The organism is Aeromonas sp. R7-1, assembly GCF_040908115.1.
Classification (GTDB): domain Bacteria; phylum Pseudomonadota; class Gammaproteobacteria; order Enterobacterales; family Aeromonadaceae; genus Aeromonas; species Aeromonas caviae.
Genome location: NZ_JBFODD010000037.1, coordinates 48839 through 72766, shown reverse-complemented (window position 1 = coordinate 72766; position 23928 = coordinate 48839). Strand labels below are relative to the sequence as shown.

Sequence of the window (23928 nt, the reverse complement as noted above, 5' to 3'; positions counted from 1 at the left end):
GATATGAAACGCCTGATCCTGATGATGCCCCTGATTGCCTCCGGTTGCGCCGACTTCGCCTTCAACAGCAATCTGGACAAGGAAAACTTCGACGAGTACTTCAAGCCGGGGAGCGTGCGGATCTACGAGCAGAGCGAGCTCGCCGACCTCAACTACCTCTATCTCGGCACCGTCGAGGGGGAATCCTGCCAGAGCGATGCCAATCAGGCGGTGCCCAATGCCGGTGAAGCCCGCACCCTGGCCCGCCGCCGCGTGGCGGACATGGGGGGCAACGGCGTCAGCTTCGACAAGTGCGCCGAGTTCAGCGACGTGCCCGGCTGCCTGAAACAGGTGATCTGCTACGGGCAGGCGCTGAAAGTGGCCGAAGAGAAGTAAGTCCTGCCATGGCGATCGCCATCGTGCGACTCGGCAGCCCCCGCCTCGAGGATGAGGGGCTTCGCATCGGTACCGTGCGTCGCCCCCCTCGCGGCGTGCCCAAAGCGGCGTTCGCCAGCCAGGATTGGTACGACGTCTGGTTCCCCAATCTGGCCCCCAGCGCCGAGACCATGAAACTCGGTCAGACTGCCGACACCCCGGCCCGGTGGACCGCCTTCTGCAAACAGTACAAGGCCGAGATGGCCGCCCCGGCCGCGAAGCACGATCTGGCCCTGCTGGCCGCCCTCTCCCACACCACCCATTTCTCGGTGGGATGCTACTGCGAACAGGAGTCCCGCTGTCATCGCAGTGTGCTGAGGACCCTGCTGGCCGACGCGGGTGCATTGCTGCGCTGAGCGCCCGTCATGGATGAACACCCCACATGAGAAGAGGGCACCCCGGGGTGCCCTCTTCTTTATGATGTCGGCTAGTACGCATTCGATGACAAGGAAACCTCCACTCGTCGTCGCAGGGCCTGTTCCTCATCAGGGGTCATGCCCGGCAGCGGCCCCCGGGGGTTGCTGGCAAGCCATACCACCAGATCGTCAACCGTCTCCTCCAGGGGGCGAAAGTTCAGCCCATGGACGATGGCGGCCTCGGCGCTGATGGTGCCATACCCAGCATACTCGGGCAGCTCGTTTGGCAGCAGTGTGGGATAGCTTTGCCAGGGCGCCACCCCTGCCGCCATCAGGTCACGCCAGGGAGCCCACTCGAGCTGCAAGGGGGTCACTGGCGTCAGCCGGGCAGCGAGGCGCTCCACCCAGTCGTTCAGTGCGATGCCGGGCTTGATCAGGTTGAAGCACCCAGCGAGTCGCTGCTCGGCAGCCCGCAGCACGAACTCGGCGCAGTCGCGCACATCCAGGTATTGCAACCTGTCCTCCCCCAGCCCCGGCAAGAGCCAGTGCCCGCCCCGCTGCACCCGCCTCACCCACCAGGCAAGACGAGCGGTCGGGTCAAAGGGGCCGCAGAGCACGCCGGGGCGCAGGGTGCACAGGCGATCTCCCCAGCGGGCGCGATACACCGACTCGCACAGCACCTTGAGGGGGCCGTAGTCGGTGAGCGCTCCTGCCATCTCGTGCAAGGGGGCCGACTCATCCATGCCGGGTTGGGAAAAATCGCGATAGACACTGATGGTGGAGATGAAGATGAGCCGATCACAGCGCCCCAGCAGAGCGTCAGAGAGTCCTTCGGCCTGCTCGGGGCGATAGCAGCAGGTGTCGATGACCAGATCCCAGTGCCGCCCCTCGCCCCGCAAGGGGGCCAGGTCCCCGTCTCTGTCCCCGTGAAGCTGGGTCAGCTCCCGCCAATCCGGGTGCTGGCGGTGGCCGCGATTGAACAGCGTCACCTCGTGCCCCCAATCCAGGGCCAGCGTGGTCAGGTGGCGACCCAGAAAGCCGGTGCCGCCGATAATCAACAATTTCATCCCTGTCTCTCCTCTATGGCGCCCTCTCCTTGCAGCCCCTCCACGGGCAGCCGAAACGGCCATGGCCTGGCATGGTGAGCACACGTCCCAGGCACGCCCTGATGCCGCCAGGCATATCGTCATGGTGCGGGCAGCAGATTCCTTGTCCGCTCCCCCGCCACCCCTTTTGCCGCCCCACCCTACGCAAGTTGGCACCAGGACACAGCCCCCGGGCACCGGGTCTGGGATCGGGATCACAGGGGCTGCGTCCTGGTGCTCCCCCTGCGTTTTCGGCGTGCCTGTGCTACATTGCCCGGGTTTTCAGCCAGGATCCGCCATGAAGTTCGATATAGATACCCTAGGGATCATCCGCTCTCCCTACAAGGAGAAGTTCGCCATACCCCGCCAGCCCGGTCTGGTCAGCGCGGCTCGCGCCCGCCTCGAACTGCTTCCTCCCTATGATCAGCCCGATGTGCTGCGCGGCATCGAGCAATTCTCCCATCTCTGGATCTGCTTCGTGTTTCACCAGACCATGGATCAGGGCTGGCACCCGACGGTGCGCCCGCCGCGCCTCGGCGGCAACGAGCGGGTCGGGGTCTTTGCCACCCGCTCCACCTTCCGCCCCAACCCCCTCGGCCTCTCCGTGGTCGAACTGCACGGGGTGGGACGTGAGCGCGGCAAGCTCTGGCTCGAGCTGGGCGCCGTGGACTTGCTCGACGGCACCCCCGTCGTCGACATCAAGCCCTATGTCCCCTATGCCGACAGCCTGCCCCACGCCCGTGGCGGTTTCGCCCCCGATGCCCCTACCCCGCCGCTGGCGGTGAGCTTCAGCGCCCAGGCCGAGCAGCAGCTCGCCCCCTGGCTCAAGGCCCACCCGGAGCTGCGTGAACTGGTGAGGGAGGTGCTGGCTCAGGATCCCCGCCCTGCTTACAAGAAGGGCAAGCCAGATGACAAGGTGTACGGTGTCAGATTGTTCGATGTGAACGTGCGATTTCAGATAAAAGAACCGCAATGTCAGGTACTGGCCATCGAATCCGCTTGAAAAAAGCCTCTCGGGCAGCATGAAAAAAGCCACCCTCTCGGGTGGCTTTTTTATGGGCAAAACAGGGTGCTCAGCGCCGCTGCAGCAGCAGGCTGCCGATGGAGTAACCGGCCCCAAAGGAGCAGAGCACCCCGCGAGCCCCGCTCGGCAGATCCTGGTTGAAGAGGTGGAAGGCGATGATGGAACCCGCCGAGCTGGTGTTGCCGTAGCGGTCGAGGATGACAGGTGCCTCCTGCTGGCTGGCGTCATGGCCCAGCAACTTGCGACCGATGAACTGGTTCATGGTGAGGTTGGCCTGATGAAGCCAGAGCCGGCTCAAGCCATCGGCCGCCCATCCCTGCTCCGCCAGCTGGGAGGCTATCTGATCGCACACCAGGGGCAGCACCTCCTTGAACACCTTGCGCCCCTGCTGGCGAAACAGCTTGTCATCGCCGTAGCGGGTGCGCGGGCTGAGCCGGTTCAGGAAGCCGAAGTTGTTGCGGATGTTGTTGGAGTACTGGGTCACCAGCTTGCTGGCCACCAGTTGCCAGGGGTTGGCCACCTGGCAATCGGCCTCCCGTTCCAGCAGCACGGCGGTACAGGCGTCGCCGAAGATGAAGTGACTGTCCCGATCGCGGAAGTTGAGGTGACCCGAGCAGATCTCCGGATTGACCACCAGCGCCAGCCGGGCGGTGCCTGCCGCCAGCATGTCCGCGGCGGTCTTGATCCCGAAGGTGGCGGAAGAGCAGGCCACGTTCATGTCGAATGCCAGGCCGCTGGCGCCGAGATAGTGCTGCAATTCGATGGCCAGCGCCGGGTAGGGGCGCGGCATGTTGGAGGCGGCGACGATGACAAGATCGATCTCCCCCGGTTCACGACCGGCGGCAATCAGCGCCTGCTCGGCGGCCGCCACCGCCATCTCCACCATGATGGAGGGCTGATCGTCCGGGCGCTCCGCCATGAGCGGTTGCATGATGTCGGGATCCAGCACCCCCTCGCTGCTCACCAGATAGCGGCTCTTGATGCCGGAGGCCTTCTCGATGAACTCGCAGCTCGAGTGCTGTTTGGCAGGCAGCTGCCCTGCATCGATGGCGGAGGCGTTCTCCTCGTTGTAGAGATCCACGTACTGGTTGAAGGCCGCCACCAGCGCTTCATTGCTGACGGCAAAAGGAGGGGTATAGAGGCCTGAGCCACTGATTACGATAGAGGTCATCTTTGCTCCTGGCCGGGTGCAATCCCGGCTTGTCTGTTTTTTAGGGTTCAGAGGGTCACAGCTGGTCGATGGCCGCAGCCAGACCCGCCAGGGTCAGCGGGTGCATCCGCCCGCCGATCAATTCGTTCATCAACTTGATGGAGGGGTGCCACAGCCACTCCTGCCTTGGCAGCGGATTGACCCACACCATCTTGGGGAAATGTTGTTGCAGGCGCCCGAGCCACACCTGGCCGGGCTTCTCGTTCCAGTACTCTACGCTGCCACCTGGCCAGGTGATTTCATAGGGGCCCATCTTCGCATCCCCCACCACCATCACCCTGTAGTCGCTGCCGTAGGTACGCAGCAGCCGCAGGGTATCGAGCCGATCATCAAGGCGCCTGGCATTGTCCTGCCAGACGAAGTCGTAGAGGCAGTTGTGAAAATAGAAGAACACCAGGTGCTTGAACTCGTGGCGCAGGGCCGAGAAGAGGCGCTGTACCTCGGCCACATGGGCATCCATGGAGCCCCCTACGTCGAAGAAGACCAGCAGTTTGACCCCGTTGTGGCGCTCGGGCCGCAGCTTCACATCGAGCCAGCCTTGCCTGGCCGAGCTTTGGATGGTGTCGTCGAGATCCAGCTCGTCGGGATTGCCCCGGCGCACCCAGCGCCTGAGCTTGCGCAGGGCGAGCTGGATGGCGCGCTGCCCCAGGGGCGAGTCGTCACTGAAGTTGCGAAAGTGGCGCGCCTCCCACACCTTGGTCGCCCGCCCGTGCTGGCCCTCTCCCCCCATGCGGATCCCTTCCGGGTGATAGCCGCCGTGACCGAACGGGCTGCTGCCCCCGGTGCCGACCCACTTGTTGCCGCCCGCGTGGCGCGCTTTCTGCTCGCTTAGCTGCTGGTTGAGGGTCTCCAGCAGCTGGTCGAGCCCGCCGAGGGATTGGAGCAACGCCTTCTCCTCCGGGCTTAACAGTCGCTCGAACTCCTGGCGCAGCCAGTCGTCAGGCAGGCTCTCCGGCAACAGGGGGATGGCGGCCAATCCCTCGTAATACTCGGCGAAGGCGCGATCGAAGCGATCGTAGTGCGCCTCATCCTTCACCAGCAGGCAGCGGGATAGCTGGTAGAACTCGTCCATGTCGAGGCTGGCCAGCTGGGCAGCCAGCGCCGCGTGCAAGTCCAGCAATTCGCGCAGGCTGCAGGGGAGCTTGTGACGGCGCAGATGGGTAAAAAAGTCGATCAGCATGGGTCAGCTGCCGCGTCTGGCCAGAAAAGCGAGCTTCTCAAACAGATGCAGGTCCTGCTCGGTCTTGAGCAGGGCACCGTAGAGAGCGGGCACCAGCTTGCCGGGCTCACGGGTGCGCAGGGCCTCGGGGGCGATATCGTCGGCCAACAACAGCCGGATCCAGTCCAGCAGCTCGGAGGTGGACGGTTTTTTGCGCAGCCCCTCTACCGCACGCAGCTCAAAGAAAAGCGTCATCGCCTCGTCCAGCAGCCGCTCCTTGAGGTCGGGGTAATGGAGCTTGACGATGGCCTGCATCTCGGCCTTGTCGGGAAAGCGGATGTAGTGGAAGAAACAGCGGCGCAGGAAGGCGTCCGGCAGCTCTTTTTCGTTGTTGGAGGTGATGATGACCACGGGGCGCTGGCGCGCCTTCACGCGCTCGCCGGTCTCGTAGACATCGAACTCCATCCGATCCAGCTCCAGCAGCAGATCGTTGGGAAACTCGATGTCCGCCTTGTCGATTTCATCGATGAGCAGCACTGGCCGCTGCTCTGCGCTGAAGGCCTGCCACAGCTTGCCCCGGCGGATGTAGTGGCCTATCTCCCCTACCCTGGGGTCACCGAGCTGGGAGTCTCGCAACCGGGCGACGGCATCGTATTCGTAAAGCCCCTGCTGGGCCTTGGTGGTGGACTTGATGTGCCAGCTGATGAGCTCGGCGCCCAGGGATTCGGCCACCGCCTCCGCCAGCACTGTCTTGCCCGTACCGGGCTCACCCTTGATGAGCAGCGGCTTCTCCAGCACGATGGCGGCATCGACGGCCATCTTCAGCGCCTGTGATGCGAGATAGCGGTCGCTTCCTGCAAATCCCATGAGATCCCTTCCATTGGATGCCCAGGCAGCGGGAGCCCCCTCGGCAAGAGAGAATAAGTTCTATATGTTGTAATAACATATTGTTATAACGATTCGTCACTTCTCATTCAGAAACCACAGGGTAATCTTGTTTCATCGCCTTAACAAACACAGGGATAGCACCATGAGCAAAATTTTTGAGGACAACAGCCAGACCATAGGCAACACCCCGCTTGTTCGTCTCAACCGTGTTACCAAGGGCCGCGTGCTGGCCAAGATCGAGAGCCGCAACCCGAGCTTCAGCGTCAAGTGCCGGATCGGTGCCAACCTCATCTGGGATGCCGAGAAACGCGGCGTGCTGACCAAGGGCAAGGAGATCATTGAGCCCACCAGCGGCAACACGGGCATTGCCCTGGCATTCGTGGCTGCGGCCCGCGGCTATCCCATCACCCTGACCATGCCGGCCACCATGAGCCTGGAGCGCCGCAAACTGCTCAAGGCCCTGGGTGCCAACCTGGTGCTGACCGAAGGCCCCCTCGGCATGAAGGGCGCCATTGCCAAGGCCAACGAGATCCTCGAATCCGAGCCGGGCAAGTACGTGCTGCTGCAACAGTTTGAAAACCCGGCCAACCCGGAAATCCACGAGCAGACCACTGGCCCCGAGATCTGGGACGCCACCGATGGCGAGGTGGATGTGTTCGTGGCGGGCGTCGGCACCGGCGGCACCATCACCGGGGTCTCCCGCTACATCAAGAAGACCAAAGGCAAGGCCATCGTCTCCGTGGCGGTCGAGCCCAGCGAATCCCCCGTCATCAGCCAGAAACTGGCGGGTGAAGAGATAAAGCCCGGTCCCCACAAGATCCAGGGCATCGGCGCCGGCTTCATCCCGGGCAACCTGGATTTGAGCCTGCTGGACCGCGTCGAGCAGGTGAGCAGTGACGAAGCCATCGAGATGGCCCGCCGCCTGATGGAAGAGGAAGGGATCCTGGCCGGTATCAGCTCCGGCGCTGCCGTGGTCGCTGCCAATCGTCTGGCCGAGCAGCCGGAGTTCGAAGGGAAAACGATTGTCGTCATCCTGCCGAGCGCCGCCGAGCGTTACCTCTCCAGCGCCCTCTTCGCCGGTGTGTTCAGCGAGCAGGAATTGCAGCAGTAGTTGATCAGCCAACACCAAAACGACGGCGCTCCTCGGAGCGCCGTTTTCATTATGCGCTAAACTCTCTAGCCATCAGTGCCACTCGGCCCCTTATTTTTTGGGGTAAAATAACAAACTTGGATATGACAAAAAAAGCAGACATTCTGTGATAAATCTCATATCCTGTGCGGCGTCACGAGGTGTTTGCTGGCAAGGTATCACAAGGTAACAAAGTGTTATTTTTCGTTATAAAATAATTTCAGGCCAGGCCTGACGCGGCTTGCAGCCTGATAGCGAAAAAATACCTGGCCACGACGCCGAATACTGCACAGAAAATTGACCTGGATTAAACCATTGCAGGTCTGATTTCGTTACTTTACAACATATCCATACTGACACGGTGAGACAGGAAGCCTCATTGGCGACCATCTCTCCAAACAATATCAATAATATGGGGTGAAACCATGTACGAGAAGTCTGTTGTTATTACTGCTGAAAACGGCCTGCACACCCGTCCTGCAGCTCAGTTCGTGAAAGAAGCCAAAGAATTCCAAAGCGAGATCACTGTGGTCTCCGGTGGCAAATCCGCCAGCGCCAAGAGCCTGTTCAAGCTCCAGACCCTGGGTCTGACCAAAGGCACCAACGTGACCATCCAGGCTGACGGCCCGGACGCTCAGAAAGCCGTTGAGAAGCTGGTTGCCCTGATGGACGAGCTGGAGTAATCCAGCTTTATTCCTCCCCCACAGTCGTTTTAATAGGAAGGATTATGATATCTGGCATTCTTGCGTCCCCCGGTATCGCATTCGGCAAGGCGCTTCTTCTGAAAGAAGATGAAATCGTTATCAATCAGGGCAAGATTCCCGCCGAACAGATTGATGCCGAGATCAACCGCTTCCTCGAAGCCCGCACCAAGTCAGCCGCACAGCTGGAAGCCATCAAAGAGATGGCCGGTCGCACCTTCGGTGAAGAAAAAGAGGCCATCTTCGAAGGCCACATCATGCTGCTCGAAGATGAAGAGCTGGAAGGGGATATCAGATCCTTCATCAAAGAACACAAAGCCTCTGCCGACAGAGCCGTTCACGAGGTGATCGAACAGTACGCCAAGATGATGGCCGATCTGGATGACCCCTATCTGCGTGAGCGCGCCACCGACTTCCGTGACATCGGCACCCGTCTGGTCAAGAACGTACTGGGCATCGCCGTTGTCAACCTGAGCACCATCGACGAAGAGGTCATCCTGGTCGCCAAAGACCTGACCCCGTCTGAAACCGCTCAGATCAACCTGAAATACGTGCTGGGCTTCGTCACCGACATCGGTGGCCGTACCTCCCACACCTCCATCATGGCCCGCTCCCTGGAGCTGCCGGCCGTCGTGGGCACCAACGACATCACCGAGCGCGTCAAGAACGGTGACATGCTGGTGCTGGATGCGATCAACAACCAGGTCATCATCAACCCGACCGCCGACCAGTTGAACGAAGCCAAGAAGTTCCAGGCCCAGTTCCAGGCAGAGAAGGACGAGCTGGCCAAGCTCAAAGACCTGCCTGCCATTACTCTGGATGGCCACCAGGTCGAAGTGTGCGCCAACATCGGGACCGTCAAGGATACCGAGGGTGCCATCCGCAACGGCGCCGAAGGCGTGGGTCTGTACCGTACCGAGTTCCTGTTCATGGACCGTGACGCGCTGCCGACCGAAGACGAGCAGTTCAAGGCTTACAAGGAAGTGGCCGAAGCCATGCCGGATCAACCGATCATTGTCCGTACCATGGACATCGGCGGCGACAAAGAACTGCCCTACATGAATTTCCCGAAAGAGATGAACCCCTTCCTGGGCTGGCGTGCCGTGCGTATCTTCTTCGATCGCACCGACATCATGCACGCCCAGCTGCGGGCCATCCTGCGTGCGTCTGCCTTCGGCAAACTGCGCATCATGTTCCCGATGATCATCTCCGTCGAAGAGTTCCGCAGCCTGAAGGCTACCGTGGAGACGCTGAAAGCCGAACTGCGTGCCGAAGGCAAAGCCTTTGATGAATCCATCGAAGTGGGTATCATGATTGAGACCCCGGCCGCGGCCGTGATGGCTCATCATCTGGCCAAGGAAGTGGATTTCTTCAGTATCGGTACCAACGACCTGACCCAGTACACCCTGGCTGTCGACCGTGGTAACGAGATGATTTCCGCCATGTACAACCCGCTGTCACCCTCCGTCCTGACCCTGATCAAGATGGTGATCGACGCTTCCCATGACAATGGCAAGTGGACCGGTATGTGCGGTGAACTGGCTGGTGACGAACGCGCCACCCTGCTGCTGCTGGGTATGGGTCTGGATGAGTTCTCCATGAGCGCCATCTCTGTACCGCGTATCAAGAAGCTTATCCGCAACACCAACTTCGAAGATGTGAAGGCCATGGCCGACCAGGCGCTGAGCTTTGCCACCGCCGCCGAAATCGAAGCGTGCGTAGATAACTTTATTAAGCAGAAGGCAGTCTGCTAAGATCGGCTGCAAACAGCGACAATCATCTCTAGGAGCTTTTACTATGGGTCTGTTCGACAAACTGAAGAAACTGGTTTCCGACGACAGTTCTGACACTGGCGGCATCGAAATCTTTGCTCCGCTGTCCGGCGAAATCGTCCCCATCGAAGATGTGCCTGACGTCGTCTTCGCCGAGAAGATCGTCGGCGACGGCATCGCCATCAAACCGGCCGGCAACAAGATGGTTGCTCCGTGCGACGGCACCATCGGCAAAATCTTCGAGACCAACCACGCGTTCTCTCTGGAGTCCGACTCTGGTATCGAGCTGTTCGTTCACTTCGGTATCGACACCGTCGAGCTGAAGGGTGAAGGTTTCACCCGTATCGCTCAGGAAGGTCAACAGGTCAAGCGCGGTGACACCATCATCGAGTTCGATCTGGCCGTTCTGGAAGCCAAAGCCAAGTCTACCCTGACACCTGTGGTCATCTCCAACATGGACGAGATCAAAGAGCTGGTGAAGATGACTGGCGCCGTGACCGTGGGCGAAACCCCGGTGATCCGCATCAAGAAATAATGCGCCCTGGCCTGACGCCAGCGACCGCCAAAAACCGAAGCCTGGTGCTTCGGTTTTTTTTTGCCCCTTCCATCTCCTGATACTCCATGGGCTCCCGCACAGGTCAGCATGACGGCAAACAGGCAGAAATGTTATCGAGATCAACACGGGCATAAGCAAGCCGAGTACCCTCAAGAGGGATACCTGCGGGTCCTTTGGCTCGATATGAGACGGGATGAAAAGAGATAAGCCGCTTAAGTGGCGAGGAGACAACGATGCTGAGAAATTCCGAACAACGTTATGGCAGCCTGAGCATAGGGCTGCACTGGTTGACCCTCCTGCTGATGATCGCCGTCTATGCGCTGATGGAGTTCAGGGACATCTTCCCCAAAGGGTCGGCCGGCCGCGACCTGATGAAGGAGTTTCACTTCATGGTGGGTCTGCTGATCCTGGCGCTGGTGGTCGTGCGCCTGCTGGTGCGCGTGGGTAGCCCTTCACCGCATATCGTGCCCGAGCTCTCCCCCCTGATGCTCACGCTGGCCAAGCTCGCCCACCTGGCGCTCTATGGCTTCCTGATCCTCACCCCGCTGCTGGGCTGGCTGCTGTTGAGCGCAGGGGGCAAGCCCATTCCCTTCTTCGGCCTGGCGCTCCCCGCCCTCATCGCCCCCGACGACGGCCTGAAGGGTACCATCAAGGAGCTGCACGAGACGCTGGCCAACATTGGCTATGCGCTGATTGCCCTGCACGCGGCGGCAGCCATCTACCACCACCATGTGCTCAAGGACAATACCCTGACCAATATGCTGCCCGAGCGCAAATAACCAGCGACGGGTTGCACACCAACAAAAAGGCCCCTGTGACAGGGGCCTTTTTGTTCATGGAGGGTCATGGGCGACACGTCGTCAGCCGGGCAACACTACCCGGCTTTCGCCGCCGCCGAGGGCCTCCACCCGCACCTGCACGCCGATCCGCTCCACCAGGGTCTGCACGTGGGAGATGACCCCGATCTGGCGACCGGCCGCCTGCAGGGAGTCGAGGCTGGAGAGCGCCAGATCCAGGCTGTCGGGATCCAGGGTGCCAAACCCCTCATCGATAAAGAGCGATTCGACCTGGGTCTGGCGCGACGACAGGCTGGAGAGGGCCAGCGCCAGCGCCAGCGACACCAGGAAGCTCTCGCCGCCGGAGAGGGAGTCCACCGAGCGCACCTCGTCCCCCATGTCGAGATCCACCACCTGCAGCGCCAGATCGGTGCCGGGCACCCGCTCCAGCCGATAGCGGGGGGAGAGCTCGGCGAGCTGGGCGTTGGCCTCCAGCAGCAGCCGCTCCAGCGTGAGGCTCTGGGCGAAGGTGCGCAGCTTGGCGCCGCTGGCCGAACCGATGAGATCGGAGAGGCGCTGCCAGTGATCCGCCACCGTCTGCTGGGCGGCCAGTTCCTCCTGCAAGGTGCCCGCCTTGAGGGCCGCCACCTCGGCCTGGGCCAGCGTGCTCTTGCACTGGAACAGCTGCTCGTCGAGGGCGCGGCAGTGCGCCTCCAGCGCCGTCAGCCGGCTGGCTAGCTCCTGTGGCGCCAACGCGGCCAGCTCGGGGTGATGCTCGCGGTAACGATCCCGCTTGCTCTCCTCCAGCGCCAGCGCCCGCTGCCGCTCGGTCAAACGGGTTCGCGCCTCGGCGCGGGCATCCTCCAGCGCCTGCAAGGCGGCGCGGCGCCCCTTGAGCTCATCCGGGCTCATGGCCAGCAGGCGGCGCAGGTCGTATTCGGCGATGCCGAGGCTGCTGGCGTGGGCAGCCCAGCGCCCCAGCACCTCCCGTCGCCGCCGGCTGCTTACCTGTTTCTCCTGCTCCAGATGGCTGAGACGGGTCTTGAGCTCGGTCTGGCGCTCGCGCAGGGTGCGGGCCGCCCCCTGCATCGTCTCCAGCTCGCTGGCCAGCTGCTGCAGCCGCTGCTGCCAGCGGCTCTCGACCAGGGCAATCTCCTCGCCCCCCAGACAGGTGGCACGACTGGTAACCAGCCCCTGCCGTTGCTGTTCATGCTCCTTGTAGTCGCGCTCGAGCTTGTGCAGCAGCTCACGCTGGGTCTGCAAGCGCGCCTCCTGAGCACTCAGGGCCGGGGTGAGGCTGGCAATCTCGCCAGCCAGCTGCTCCCACTCACTCTGGCCGTGCAGCCAGGCCTCGCAGGCCCGCTGCCACTCGCGCCACTGCTGGCTGCCCAGCCACTGACGCCAGGGCTGGCCTCCCATCTGCTCGTCGAGCCGGCTGCCCCCCTGCTCAAGGCGCTGGCGCAGGGTCGTTTCCTGCTCGCCCATCCCCTTCACCTCCCCTTCCAGGGCGATGCGCTGGCGATCGGCCTCCTGCCACTGCTGCTCGAACTGCTGGTGCTGGCTGGCCAGCTGGCTCAGCTGCTGGCGCACGGCCTGCAACTGCTGCTGCCCCTGCTGGGCCTCGCGCAGTTGCTGCTGGCTGCGGGCCAGCCCCTGCTCCAGACTCTGGCCGCGGCCGAGCAGGGTACTCATCAATTCGTTCCACTCGATCGGGCTCTGACGCAGCGGCAACGGATGGCCCAGCAGCTCGGCACCGCCCAGCTGCTGCCAGCGCTGGGTCAGCTGCTCGGCGCGCGTCTCCAGCTCAGGCAGATGTTGCTGACGCACCGCCAGCTGGCGGGCCAGCTCCTGGCGCTCGCTCTCGCACTGAATGTATTGGTGATTGAGCCGATCCCACTCAAGCTCCAGGCTGCGGACGCGCTCCGCCAGCTGGCCGAGAATACCGGCCACCTGCGGCTGGCTCTGGTGATAGGGGTGCTCCTCGGCGCCACACAGCGGGCAAGGTTCACCGTCGCGCAGGATGTGGCGATGCTGCTCGAAACTGGCGATGGCACGGGACTGCTCCAGCGCGTGGCGTGCCTCGTCCCGTTGCAGGGCGAGCCGCTCGCGGGCCGGCGTCAGCTCGTCGCCGAGGATGACCAGCTTGCCGAGCGCCTGCTCCAGCTGGGCGATCTCCTGCTGCAGGCGACCATGCTGCTCACCGTGATTGCGGCTATAGTCCGCCAGCTCCAGCAGCTGACGCAGCTGGCCCAGCTGCTCGGTCTGCCCTTGCCACTGCTCCTGCGCCTTGGCCAGGCGCCCCTCCCACTGCTGCTCCTGCAGCTCGTGCTGTTGCTGCTGCAGCCGCTCCTGCTCGCGCTGCCAGTAGTCGCGCTCCTGCTGCCCCTGCTCCAGCTGGCGCTGCAACAGCCTGAGGGCGCGCAGCTTGTGCTCGCGCAGGGTAAGAAGCTGCTGCAGCCTGTCGGCATCCTCGGCCCAATCCTGCATGGCGGTGAGCAGGGGCTGCCACTGGCGTGCCACCGGCGCCAGCTCCTTGTGATCCTCAAGCCAGGCACCCCACTGCTGGTGCTGGGCCTTGAGCTGCTCCACCTGCTGGCGCTGCTGGCGCCAGCCTTGCTCCAGGGTGAGCTGCACCTCCCGCTCCTGCGCCCCCTCCTGCTGGATCTTCTGCAGTTGCTGCTGCTTTTCCCGAATGCGGGTGTCGAGCTCCTGCGCCCGTTTGAGTTCAGGCTGCAGGGCGCCCCACTCGCGCTCGGCGGCGATCTTCTCCGCCAGCAGCTGCTGTTCGGTGAGGGCGCTCTGCTGGGTCTGCTCCTCCAACTTGCCAAGTTCGGGACCAAGCTCGGCCAGCGCCTTCTCCTGCTGCTGCACCTCCAGGGTGAGGCGGGCCAGCTCGTCGTGATCGGCGCGGGCCACCTGGGCCTGCTCGGCGCGGGCGAACTCCTCCCGCTCGGGGGCGGCCGCACCGTGGGCAGCCTCCGCCGCGGCAAGGGCCGCCTCTCCCTCCTGACAGGCCTGCAACTGGGCGGCGATGCGGGCGTTGAGATCCCGCAAGTCCTGCATCAGCTGCTGTTGCTGCTGCTCGTGCTTGAGGCTGGTGGCGAGGCTGACCTGCTGGCTCACCCACTGCTCGCGGGTCGCCTCGTCCATCAGCGCCACGTCGCCGAGCCTCTGGCTGATGGCGGCAAGCTTCTGCTGCTCCTCCCGCGCCCGCTCATGGGTCTGGACCGAAATGGCGGAGTAAAGCTCGGTGCCGGTCATCCGTTCGAGCAGGGCCGAACGCTCGTCGGCGCTCGACTTGAGGAAGGCGGCAAACTCCCCCTGGGGCAGGATGACGGCGCGGCGAAACTGCTCCCAGGAGAGCCCCACCAGCTCGTCGATGCGATCCTGCAGCTCCCGCTTGCTGCCACTGAATACCTGGCCCGACACCACGTCGGTCAGGCTGCGCTCCTGGGCCTGAAAGCGCCCCTCGGCGCGGTTGCGCGCCCGGCGCACCGCCCAGCGGGCCAGCCAGACCCGGCCATCGCAGCCGCGAAACTGCACCTCGGCAAAACCGCTGGCGTGGCCGCGGCTGAGGATGCCGCGCACATCGTTGGCCTTGAGCTTCTCCTCGTCATCCATGCGACCCACTTCGGCCACGTTCTTGCGATTGGCGATAAAGCGCGGCATCTCGTCGTAGAGCGCCAGACAGATGGCATCGAGCAGGGTGCTCTTGCCTGCGCCGGTATTGCCGGTGATGGCAAACAGGCCGGCTGCCCCCAGAGCGCCACCGGCAAAATCGATGGTGAATTGACCGGTCAGGCTGGCCAGATTCTCCCCTGACAGCGACAAGATTTTCATTGGCTGGACTCCTTCACCTGCTCCAGGATCTCTTCAAACGACGCCACCAGCGCGGCCTCCGGCTCCCCGTCGAACTGACGCTGATAGCAGAGGCGAAACACTTCGGTGGGGGAGAGCTCATCGAGCTGGCGCTGGCCGGCACCGTCCGCCAGCCCCTGGCCCGAGCCCTGATAGCTGGTCGTGATGCGGGCCAGGCGCACCGGCTTGTCGCCGATGGCGGCCAGCACGCGCTCGCGGATGCGGGCCTCGGGTTTGGGCAGCAGCAGCCGCACCTCGAGGAAGGGCTGCGCCTGCTGCGGGCAAGCGGGCAGCGCCAGCGCCTCGATGGCCTGGAGCGCCTCGTCGAGGCCGCTCTGGGGCAGGCGGATCATCTCCACCGCGCGGGGCACCGGGATCCGCTCAAGGCGGGCCAGTTTGCCCCCCTCAAACGTCACCTCCAGCACCTGATGGTTGTAGTTCGCCTCGGCCAGCGAGAGCGGCAGCGGCGAGCCGCTATAGTGCACTCCCTCGGCCGGGCTCTGCGCCAGGTGCAGGTGACCCAGCGCCGTGTAGTCGGCGGCGGCAAACAGCTCGGCAGGCAGGGCATGCTGGTTGCCGCCGAGCACTCGCCGCTCGGAGAGCTCGGAGAGCTGGCCCGCCGCCAGATAGGCGTGGCCCATGGCGATGAGGGCCTGATCCGGATGGCAGCGCGCCCGCCCCTCGCTCAGCACCGCTTCATAGACCTGGCGCACCCCTTCGATGAGTCTGTCCTGCCCCTCGCTGAGCCCTTCCGGGCGCAGATCGCTGCTGCGCAGAAACGGCACGGCGGCGCACCAGGCGGCCACCTCGCCGTTTTTGCCTCGCAGCGGCACCAGCAGGCGCTCAGTCTCGAGGCGCCCCTCGTCGTCCCGGCTGATGCTGCCCACCAGATGCAGGTCGAAGGCGCGCAGCAGCTCGTGGGGAGCATCCAGCTTGGAGGGGGAGTCGTGGTTGCCGCCGATGAGCACCATCTCCAGTGCCGGGAGCTCGGCCCGCAGACGTGCCAGGAAGCGGTAGAGCTGCTGCCAGGCACTGGCGGGAGGGTTGGCGGTGTCGAACAGATCGCCCGCCACCAGCAGGGCGTCGATGTCGCGGCGCTTGATGGTGTCGGCCAGCCAGTCGAGGAAGGCGTCGTGTTCGAAGCGGCGGTCGTGGCCGTGAAGCTGATGACCGAGGTGCCAGTCGGCGGTGTGCAGGATCTTCATGGAAAACGGCTCGATAAGGAGAAGAGAGCGGGGGCGAAGGCGCCCCGGGATGGAGACAAGATGAGGATGGTGCCCCCCGTTTTCAACCGGGGCAGCCCCAGACGTCAGATTCAGACGGCTTGGTAATGCATCTGGTACTGAAGATGGCCGGTGAGGGGATCGGGCACCTCCCCCCCGATTTCAAAGCCGTGGCGGCGGTAGAAACGCACCGCCGGCTCGTTCTCCACGAAGACCCGGGTATGCAGCTCGGCACATCTGGATCTGGCTTCCTGCAACAGGGCGTGCCCCACCCCCCGCCCCTGCCGGTCGGGGCGCACGAAGAGTGCAGCCAGGTAATCATCCACCAGCGCCATGAAGCCGAGCAGGTCCCCTCGCTCCTCGAACACCCAGATGCGGGCGTGATCGAGGTAGCGGGTACGCAGCTCCTCCTGAGCCTGCCACCAGCAGGAGGCATCGACGAAATCGTGGGCCTGCAGGGAGGCCAGGAGCCAGATTTCGACGATCTCTTCCATGTCTTCCGGCCGACTCTGTCTCAACATGGTCGCCTCCTTGTCAGCAATGTGAACACTCGCAGTCTAGGGGAGTTGGGCCCGCGCCCGGGGAATCAAGGTGGGGCCCTGTGAGGTCGATCGCCCTTTATTTAGCGAGAATGATTGGCTGATCACAAAGCGCCTCTCTAGTACAATGCCCGCCGGACAATCTAGAGACCGAGGACGCCATGTGGTTTAAAAACCTGCAGATTTACCGCTTTACCCGCCCCTTCGACCTGACCGTTGAGCAGCTGGAAACCCAGCTGGAAGCCTGCGCCTTCACCCCCTGCGGCAGTCAGGACATCTCCCGGTTCGGGTGGGTCAAGCCCCTTGGCAAATTCGGCTCCACCCTGACCCACGCCGCCTCTGGCCACATCCTGCTGTGCGCTCGCAAGGAAGAGAAGATGCTGCCCGGCACCGTGGTCAAGGAGATGCTGGCGGAGAAGGTAGAGGCCATTGAATTCGAGCAGGGTCGCGCCCTCAAGAAGAAAGAGAAGGAAGCGCTGAAAGAGGAGATCATGCACACCCTGCTGCCCCGCGCCTTCAGCCGCACCAGCCAGACCTTCGCCTGGATAAACCCTGCCGACAACCTGATGGTGGTGGATGCAGGCTCCGCCAAGAAAGCGGACGATCTGCTGGCGCTCCTGCGCAAATCCATCGGCTCCCTGCCGGTAGTGCCGGTGGCCCTCAAGAACCCGCCCGAGATCACCATGACCGAGTGGCTCAACGAGGGCAACCTGCCCGCCGCCTTCACCCTGGAGGATGAAGCCGAGCTGCGCAGCGCCATGGAGCACGGCGGCATCATCCGCTGCAAGCAGCAGGATCTGATGAGCGAGGAGATCAAGAATCACCTAGCCAACGACAAGCTGGTGACCAAGCTGGCCCTCAACTGGGGCGAAACCCTGAGCTTCGTGCTGGGGGACGATCTCTCCATCAAGCGCCTCAAGTTCAGCGAAGAGCTGCGCGAGCAGAACGACGACGTCACCAGTGAAGATCCCGCCGCCCGTCTGGACGCCGACTTCGCCCTGGTCACCGCCGAGCTCTCCCAGTTCATCCCGGCCCTGTTTGCCGCCCTGGGCGGTGAAGAGCAGTCCATCTAAGCAAATTGGCTCAGCCTGATTGCAAAAAACCGCCTTCACGGCGGTTTTTTCATCTCCATCGGCATCGTCGCCATGGGCTGGTCCCCTCCGGGGTAGCGCCGCCGCCCTCCCGCCGCGCAATCCACTAACCCCATTGATTGCGGCAGCATGGCGCACTACCCCGGCAGCATGACACCTCGCTAGAGTGCCCCCTTTTCCTGCAACAGTCGATGAAGTCGCTGCGCCAGGGTGCGGTAACCCTCGGCATTGAAATGCACCGCATCGGACTTCAGGGCCGGGTCTCGCAGCAACTCGCCGATGCTGTCGTTGTCCAGCACCAGCCCGTACTGCTCTGCCAGCTCCTCGTAGAGGGGAGCGCCATCGGCAAACAGGGATTTTCGGGGCACCCCGACAAGCAGGATCTGGGCCCCGCTCCCCTGCACCGCCTCTATCATGGCAGCGAGATTGGCCTTGAGGGCCGCCTCCCCGCTGCCACGCAGGATGTCGTTGCCCCCCTCCAGCAGGATGACCAGAGCGGGTCTGTGCCGGGCCAGCAACCCGGGCAGGCGGGCCCTGCCGGCCTGGCTCAGCTCTCCGGACACCCCGCCATTGACCACGGGATGGCCGCTCAGGTTCGCCAGCACGCTGGGGTAGCTCTGGGACGGGCTCACCCCGCGCCCCTCGGTCAGACTGTCCCCGAACGCGAGCAGGGTCTCCCCCTGGGCCAGCGGTCTGAAGGTCGGCTCCCCGCAGGCCGTCAGCAACAGGCAGAGCAGCCCCGCCATGCAAGGTTTCGCCAGCGTCCCCCGGTGTGTCATGAGCGTCTCCTTGATAGTTTTGTAACCATATGAGTATTAAGACAAACTTTTAATCAAGCTCCAAGTGTGACACATTTCGGCAGGTGAACAAGAAACCGACAAGGAGCCTGTCATGTCCCTCAAACCCCTCGGCCTGCTGGTCGCCCTCGGCCTGCTTGGCGGCTGCGCCTCCCAGGACGGCTTTCACTATGTCCCTCCTCCCCAGACCCTGATCGCCCCGGAGGCGGCCAGCGGCTGGATTGACAAGCCGGGCTGGCAGGGCCGTGACTTCATGGTGGCGGCGGCCAACCCGCTGGCGGTGGATGCGGGCTACCAGCTCATCAAGGCGGGGGGCAGCGCCGTCGATGCTGCCATCGCCGTCCAGCTGGTGCTGACCCTGGTGGAGCCTCAATCCTCGGGCATCGGCGGCGGCTCCCTCATGCTGGTGTGGGACGGCAAGCAGGTGGCGGCGGTGGATGGCCGGGAGACAGCCCCCGCCGCTGCCACCGATCAGCTTTTCATGAAGGAGGGCAAACCCATGGCCTTCTATGAGGGGGTGGTGGGCGGGCGCTCCGTCGGCGCCCCCGGCACGGTACGTGCCCTGGCCCTGGCCCACGAGCGCTATGGCAAGCTGCCCTGGGCCACGCTGTTCGAACCCGCCATCACCCTCGCGGAGCAAGGGTTCGTGATAAGCCCCCGCCTCGCCACCCTGCTGGCAAAAGATCCCTATCTGGCCGGGGATCCGGACGCCCGCGCCTACTTCTATCAGGCGGATGGCACTCCCAAGACGGCAGGTACCCGGCTCACTAACCCGGCCCTGGCCAGGGTGCTGCGTACCCTGGCAAGCGATGGCCCCGATGCCTTCTATCGCGGCCCGCTGGCCGAGGCCATGGTGGCCAAGGTGCACGCCCACCCGACCAACCCCGGGGTGCTGAGCGCCGCCGATCTCTCCAGCTACCGGGCCAAGCTGCGGGACGGGCTCTGCTTTGACTATCGCCAGAGCGAGATCTGCGGCTTCCCGACCCCCTCCTCCGGCACCATCGCCCTCGGCCAGATCTTCGGCATGCTGGAGAGCCGGGACATGGCCGCCCTCAAACCGGTACAGGGGGAGCAGGGTCAACTGGCCGCCTCCAGCGAGGCCATTCACCTCTACAGCGAGGCGGCACGCCTCGCCTTCGCCGATCGCAACCAGTATGTGGCCGACGGCGACGTCGTCAACGTGCCGGTGACAGGCCTGCTGGACAAGGGATATCTGGCGCAGCGGGGGCACCTTATCGGCAACCGCTCCATGGGCGTCGCCCAGCCCGGCAACCCGCCCCGGGCGCTGGCCTGGGGCCGGGACGCCACCCCGGAGCTGCCCTCCACCAGCCACATCTCCATCGTGGACAAGAGCGGCATGGCGGTGGCCATGACCAGCTCCATCGAGGATGGCTTCGGCTCGCGGCTGATGGTCAACGGCTACCTGCTGAACAACCAGCTCACCGACTTCTCCTTCACCTCGGTGGACGCCGCCGGCCTGCCGGTGGCCAATCGGGTGGAGCCCGGCAAGCGCCCCCGCTCCTCCATGTCGCCCCTGCTGGTGTTTGACAAGGCAAGCGGCGAGCTCGAGATGAGCCTGGGCTCCCCGGGAGGCTCGGCCATCATCAACTACGTGGGCAAGGCGCTGCTCGGCACCCAGGATTGGGGGCTCGACCTGCAGCAGGCCATCAACCTGCCCAATTTCGGCAGTCGTAACGGCCCCACCGAGCTGGAGCAGGGGCGCACGCCCGACGCCGTGGTTCAGGGGCTCAAGGCCAGAGGGCACGAGGTCCTGCTTAACGAGCAGACCTCCGGGCTGCAGGGCGTCCAGCGCCATGCCGGCGGCTGGCTGGGGGCCGCAGACCCCAGACGTGAGGGGGTCGCCAGGGGAGAGTGATGCCCCTTCAGCACCCTCGTTCACCATGGAGGAGGCCCGCCTCCTCCATGCCGTGTGCTCATAGGTGTTCTCCCTTGCCTCCCAATATCATCATCGATTGATTATTCCTGCCAATTTTTCTTTAACTGCACATTCTTTTCACCCAATCACAATGCATTAAAGATGCTTTTCATCAAAATCAACGAAAAAACTGGAACAGTGTTGCTCATGGCATATAAATGCATTACTTTTCAATAGAAACGGCATCTGTTGCCCTCAAGATTTCCCCTTGATACGGCCAACTTCTGTCTCTTTCGCCCCCTGCTCATTGACAGCTGCCCTCTTCGCCTTCGGGTGATCTGGTAGCCCCTGACTGCCATTAGCGAGGTGACGACATGGACCACTCACTCCCCCTTATCACCACCCTGGTAGGCGGCCTCGTGCTAGCCTACCTCTTCGGCATGCTGGCAAGCCGCCTGCGCATCTCCCCCATGGTGGGCTACCTCGCGGCCGGCGTGGTATGCGGCCCCTTTACGCCGGGCTATGTCGCCGATCTGCGGCTCGCCCCCGAGCTGGCCGAAATCGGCGTCATCCTGCTGATGTTTGGTGTCGGCCTGCACTTTTCCGTGAAAGACCTGCTGTCGGTGAAACACATCGCCATCCCGGGAGCCATCGTCCAGATAACCCTTGCGACCCTGCTCGGCCTTGGCCTCTCCCAACTGCTCGACTGGACCGTGACCGCCGGCCTGGTGTTTGGCCTGGCCCTCTCCACCGCCAGTACCGTGGTGCTGCTGCGCGCCCTGGAGAGTCGCGGCCAGCTCGACACCAACGAGGGACGCATCGCCATCGGCTGGCTCATCGTGGAGGATCTGGTGATGGTGCTGGCCTTGGTACTGCTCCCCATCCTCGCCAACCTGCAGCAGGGGGGCGAGGCACTGACCCCGGCCCAGGTGATGGCGGATATCGGCCTGACCCTGGCCAAGGTAGCTGCTTTCATCGCCCTGATGGTCATCGGCGGGCGACGCCTCATCCCCTGGCTGCTGGCCCGCACCGCCGCCACCGGCTCCCGCGAGCTGTTCACCCTGGCCGTCCTCTCCTGTTCCCTTGGCATCGCTTTTGGCGCCGTCAAGCTGTTTGGCGTCTCCTTTGCCCTCGGCGCCTTCTTCGCTGGCGTCGTGATGAACAGCTCCCATCTGAGCCACAAGGCGGCCAACGACACCTTGCCCCTGCAGGACGCCTTCGCCGTGCTCTTCTTCGTCTCCGTGGGCATGCTGTTCGACCCCGTCATCCTGCTGCGCGAGCCCCTGGCCGTGCTGGCCACCCTGTTCGTCATCGTGATCGGCAAATCGGTGGCCGCCTTCGCCATCGTGCGACTCTTTGGCCACAGCCAGCGCACGGCGCTGACCATCTCCGCCAGCCTGGCCCAGGTGGGTGAGTTCTCCTTCATCCTGATGGGTCTCGGGGTCATGCTCGAACTGGTCCCCGGGGTCGCCCGGGATCTGGTGCTGGTCGGCGCCTGTTTCTCCATCGTGCTCAATCCGCTGGTCTTCAACCAGGTGGAGCGCTGGCTGAGGCGCCATCCCGAGCCACGCACCGATGAGTCACCTCACCTCTGCCCCTTGCAGGGCCATGTGGTGGTAGTGGGCGCCGACGAGATAGGTCAGCACCTCATCTGGCAGTTGCATGAACAAGGCAGGGAGATGGTGGTGATCGACACCGACGAGCGACTGCTGGCCCCTTGGCGCGCCATGGGGATCACCTGTCTGGCGGGCCATCCCATCCAGCAGGATCTGCTGACGGCGGCGCTGCCCAATGCCAGCTGGCTGCTGATCACCCTGGATGACAGCCTGCTGGCCGGTGAGATAGCCATCAGGGCGCAGGAATACGGCGCCCTGATGCGCATCGCCGCCTGTGCCCACCAGCACGAGGAGGTGCATCATCTGCGCGTGCGCGGCGTGCATCAGGTGGTCAAGAGCGAGGAGGAGGCTGCGCGGCGACTCTGTCACCTCGCCATGGAGATGGCCTGAAGCTCATCGGAAGTCACGAGTCCCGGCGACGGGACCAGACAAGAAGCCCGGGCCTGCTGCCCGGGCTTTTTGCATGACGGGGCGATACGGCCGTCCCCTCACAGCAGATCGTGCTTGTCCAGCAGGCGATAGAGGGTGGCCCGGGAGATATCGAGCGTGCGGGCCACCTCCTCGAGCTGATCGGGGAAGCGGGCCAACGTCCGTTGCAAGGCCTGACGCTCCGCCGCTTCGCGCACCGCCTTGAGCGAGCCGTCGAGCAGCAGGCTGTCCATGTTGGTCAGCTCCATGTCATCGGCTTCGATGAAGGGGCCGCTGCACATGACAGCCGCCCGCTGCACCCGGTTGCGCAGCTCCCTCACATTCCCCGGCCAGCCATAGGACTGCATGGCCTGGCGCGCCTTGCGGGTGAAGCTGAGCACCCGCCCGCCCCGCACTTCCGCCAGAATGTCATCGGCAAGGAGCTGGATGTCTTCCACCCGCTCGCACAAGGCCGGGGTGCGCAGGCGCACCACGTTGAGCCGGTAGTAGAGATCCATGCGAAAGCCGCCGCTGGCCACCGCCTGCTCCACATCGATATTGGTGGCCGCGATGATCCGCACATCCACACGACGCGACAGGTGGCTGCCCACCGCCTCTATGCACTGCTCCTGCAAGAAGCGCAGCAGGGTTGCCTGATCCTCCAGCGGCAACTCCCCTATCTCGTCGAGAAACAGGGTGCCGCCATCGGCGGCCTCTATCTTGCCTATCTTGTGGTGCTGTGCCCCGGTGAAGGCCCCCTTGACGTGGCCGAACAGCTCGGACTGGATGAGCTGATGGGGCATGGCCCCGCAATTGACCGCCACGAAGGGGCTCTCCTCCCCGAACGTGCTGTAGTGCAGCTCCCGGGCCACCAGCTCCTTGCCCGTGCCGCTCGGTCCCGTCACCAGTACGGGCAGGCGGCAATGCTGCAACCGCACGATCTGGTCGCGCAACTGGCGGATGGGGGCGCTCTCCCCCTGGATGAAACGCAGTTGGGGTTGCAGTCGGGGGCGGTGTCGCCGGATGAGGCGCGCCATCCCCAGGGCATGTCCCAGGCTGTGGGAGAGCCTGTCTCTGTCCAGGGGAAAGGTGTGAAAATCATGAAAACAGGCTGCCAGCAAATTGCGAAGGGCTTCGCTGGCGAGACAGTCCCGCTGGATGAGGCCGATCCACAAGGCGCCGGAGTGCTGCGCTATCAGGTTGTAGAGGGCTTCGTGCTGCTGATGCTCGATCACCACCAGCACCAGGGGATAGTCCTTTTCCTGCAGTTTTTTCTCTGCCACCACCAGGGAGCTTGCCTGCTCCACCTGCCACTCGCCTTGTTCCAGCAGGCTTTCCAGTACGGCACATGAATTGATGAGCAACAATGCCGTTTCTGTCATAGGGACAACTCCTTGTTATCACCACTGCACGAGGGAGTCTGACGCTGACGACTTATCCAGATAACTCC

20 protein-coding genes are annotated in these 23928 nt (G+C 63.7%); 11 read left to right on the top strand and 9 right to left on the bottom strand.

The annotated features are described in order from the left end of the window. Positions 1 to 3: 3 nt before the first annotated feature. Positions 4 to 375, top strand: coding sequence for an Rcs stress response system protein RcsF (gene rcsF, locus AB5Y51_RS08475; RefSeq protein WP_010673578.1), 372 nt, complete (start codon positions 4 to 6; stop codon positions 373 to 375). Between the two features lie 8 nt (positions 376 to 383). Beyond that, positions 384 to 770 carry a DUF488 domain-containing protein gene (locus AB5Y51_RS08470; RefSeq protein WP_039039351.1) on the top strand — a complete coding sequence of 129 codons (387 nt, stop codon included), beginning with the start codon at positions 384 to 386 and terminating at the stop codon, positions 768 to 770. Positions 771 to 841: 71 nt separating this feature from the next. Here the strand turns inward: AB5Y51_RS08470 and AB5Y51_RS08465 are convergent, their stop codons facing one another. Further along, positions 842 to 1837, bottom strand: a complete 996-nt coding sequence (locus AB5Y51_RS08465; RefSeq protein WP_324061754.1) for an NAD-dependent epimerase/dehydratase family protein — start codon at positions 1835 to 1837, stop codon at positions 842 to 844. A gap of 316 nt (positions 1838 to 2153) precedes the next feature. Here AB5Y51_RS08465 and tsaA point away from each other — a divergent pair, with 316 nt between their 5' ends. After that, positions 2154 to 2858, top strand: coding sequence for a tRNA (N6-threonylcarbamoyladenosine(37)-N6)-methyltransferase TrmO (tsaA, locus tag AB5Y51_RS08460; RefSeq protein ID WP_368178273.1), 705 nt, complete (start codon positions 2154 to 2156; stop codon positions 2856 to 2858). A 70-nt stretch (positions 2859 to 2928) separates the two neighbouring features. Here tsaA and AB5Y51_RS08455 read toward each other — a convergent pair whose 3' ends face one another. The 3 genes from AB5Y51_RS08455 to AB5Y51_RS08445 are packed head-to-tail and all read right to left on the bottom strand — an operon-like array spanning position 2929 to position 6115. Next, positions 2929 to 4050 carry a beta-ketoacyl-ACP synthase III gene (locus AB5Y51_RS08455; protein WP_039039348.1) on the bottom strand — a complete coding sequence of 374 codons (1122 nt, stop codon included), beginning with the start codon at positions 4048 to 4050 and terminating at the stop codon, positions 2929 to 2931. A gap of 55 nt (positions 4051 to 4105) precedes the next feature. Further along, complete coding sequence (locus tag AB5Y51_RS08450) at positions 4106 to 5269, bottom strand: VWA domain-containing protein (RefSeq protein WP_368178272.1); 1164 nt, start codon at positions 5267 to 5269, stop codon at positions 4106 to 4108. Positions 5270 to 5272: 3 nt separating this feature from the next. After that, positions 5273 to 6115 carry a MoxR family ATPase gene (locus AB5Y51_RS08445; protein WP_277856100.1) on the bottom strand — a complete coding sequence of 281 codons (843 nt, stop codon included), beginning with the start codon at positions 6113 to 6115 and terminating at the stop codon, positions 5273 to 5275. Between the two features lie 163 nt (positions 6116 to 6278). Between AB5Y51_RS08445 and cysK the strand changes: the two genes are divergently transcribed. The 5 genes from cysK to AB5Y51_RS08420 all read left to right on the top strand — a co-directional run bounded on the left by cysK (position 6279) and on the right by AB5Y51_RS08420 (position 11073). After that, positions 6279 to 7247 carry a cysteine synthase A gene (cysK, locus tag AB5Y51_RS08440; RefSeq protein ID WP_010673571.1) on the top strand — a complete coding sequence of 323 codons (969 nt, stop codon included), beginning with the start codon at positions 6279 to 6281 and terminating at the stop codon, positions 7245 to 7247. 443 nt (positions 7248 to 7690) lie between these two features. After that, a complete protein-coding gene (locus AB5Y51_RS08435; protein WP_005303128.1) occupies positions 7691 to 7948 on the top strand; it encodes an HPr family phosphocarrier protein in 258 nt (85 codons plus the stop codon). A 44-nt stretch (positions 7949 to 7992) separates the two neighbouring features. Continuing rightward, the gene (ptsI, locus tag AB5Y51_RS08430; protein WP_041213301.1) at positions 7993 to 9720 is read left to right on the top strand and encodes a phosphoenolpyruvate-protein phosphotransferase PtsI; all 1728 of its coding nucleotides are present in this window, start codon (positions 7993 to 7995) and stop codon (positions 9718 to 9720) included. 43 nt (positions 9721 to 9763) lie between these two features. Then, positions 9764 to 10273, top strand: a complete 510-nt coding sequence (gene crr / locus AB5Y51_RS08425; RefSeq protein ID WP_010673569.1) for a PTS glucose transporter subunit IIA — start codon at positions 9764 to 9766, stop codon at positions 10271 to 10273. 254 nt (positions 10274 to 10527) lie between these two features. Further along, entirely contained in the window at positions 10528 to 11073 is a 546-nt protein-coding gene (locus AB5Y51_RS08420) for a cytochrome b (protein ID WP_368178271.1), read from the top strand. Between the two features lie 81 nt (positions 11074 to 11154). Here the strand turns inward: AB5Y51_RS08420 and AB5Y51_RS08415 are convergent, their stop codons facing one another. The 3 genes from AB5Y51_RS08415 to AB5Y51_RS08405 form a co-directional block, all read right to left on the bottom strand. Continuing rightward, positions 11155 to 14910, bottom strand: a complete 3756-nt coding sequence (locus tag AB5Y51_RS08415) for an AAA family ATPase (RefSeq protein ID WP_368178270.1) — start codon at positions 14908 to 14910, stop codon at positions 11155 to 11157. Beyond that, positions 14907 to 16133, bottom strand: a complete 1227-nt coding sequence (locus AB5Y51_RS08410) for an exonuclease SbcCD subunit D C-terminal domain-containing protein (RefSeq protein ID WP_319915563.1) — start codon at positions 16131 to 16133, stop codon at positions 14907 to 14909. Before AB5Y51_RS08410 ends, AB5Y51_RS08415 begins: the two co-directional genes overlap by 4 nt. 110 nt (positions 16134 to 16243) lie before the next feature. Further along, positions 16244 to 16672, bottom strand: coding sequence for a GNAT family N-acetyltransferase (locus tag AB5Y51_RS08405; protein WP_010673565.1), 429 nt, complete (start codon positions 16670 to 16672; stop codon positions 16244 to 16246). Between the two features lie 179 nt (positions 16673 to 16851). On the opposite strand from AB5Y51_RS08405, the gene rdgC reads away from it, so the two are divergent. Continuing rightward, a complete protein-coding gene (gene rdgC / locus AB5Y51_RS08400; protein ID WP_010673564.1) occupies positions 16852 to 17763 on the top strand; it encodes a recombination-associated protein RdgC in 912 nt (303 codons plus the stop codon). Positions 17764 to 17942: 179 nt separating this feature from the next. On the opposite strand, the gene AB5Y51_RS08395 is transcribed toward rdgC, so the two are convergent. Next, positions 17943 to 18560 (bottom strand): arylesterase, encoded by a 618-nt coding sequence (locus tag AB5Y51_RS08395; RefSeq protein ID WP_368178269.1) that lies wholly within the window; start codon positions 18558 to 18560, stop codon positions 17943 to 17945. A 112-nt stretch (positions 18561 to 18672) separates the two neighbouring features. On the opposite strand from AB5Y51_RS08395, the gene ggt reads away from it, so the two are divergent. Both ggt and ybaL read left to right on the top strand, forming a co-directional pair. After that, positions 18673 to 20454, top strand: a complete 1782-nt coding sequence (gene ggt, locus AB5Y51_RS08390; protein WP_368178268.1) for a gamma-glutamyltransferase — start codon at positions 18673 to 18675, stop codon at positions 20452 to 20454. Positions 20455 to 20828: 374 nt separating this feature from the next. After that, positions 20829 to 22460, top strand: a complete 1632-nt coding sequence (gene ybaL, locus AB5Y51_RS08385) for a YbaL family putative K(+) efflux transporter (RefSeq protein WP_039039338.1) — start codon at positions 20829 to 20831, stop codon at positions 22458 to 22460. 98 nt (positions 22461 to 22558) lie between these two features. On the opposite strand, the gene AB5Y51_RS08380 is transcribed toward ybaL, so the two are convergent. Beyond that, entirely contained in the window at positions 22559 to 23860 is a 1302-nt protein-coding gene (locus AB5Y51_RS08380; protein WP_324061766.1) for a sigma-54 dependent transcriptional regulator, read from the bottom strand. Between the last annotated feature and the right edge of the window lie 68 nt (positions 23861 to 23928).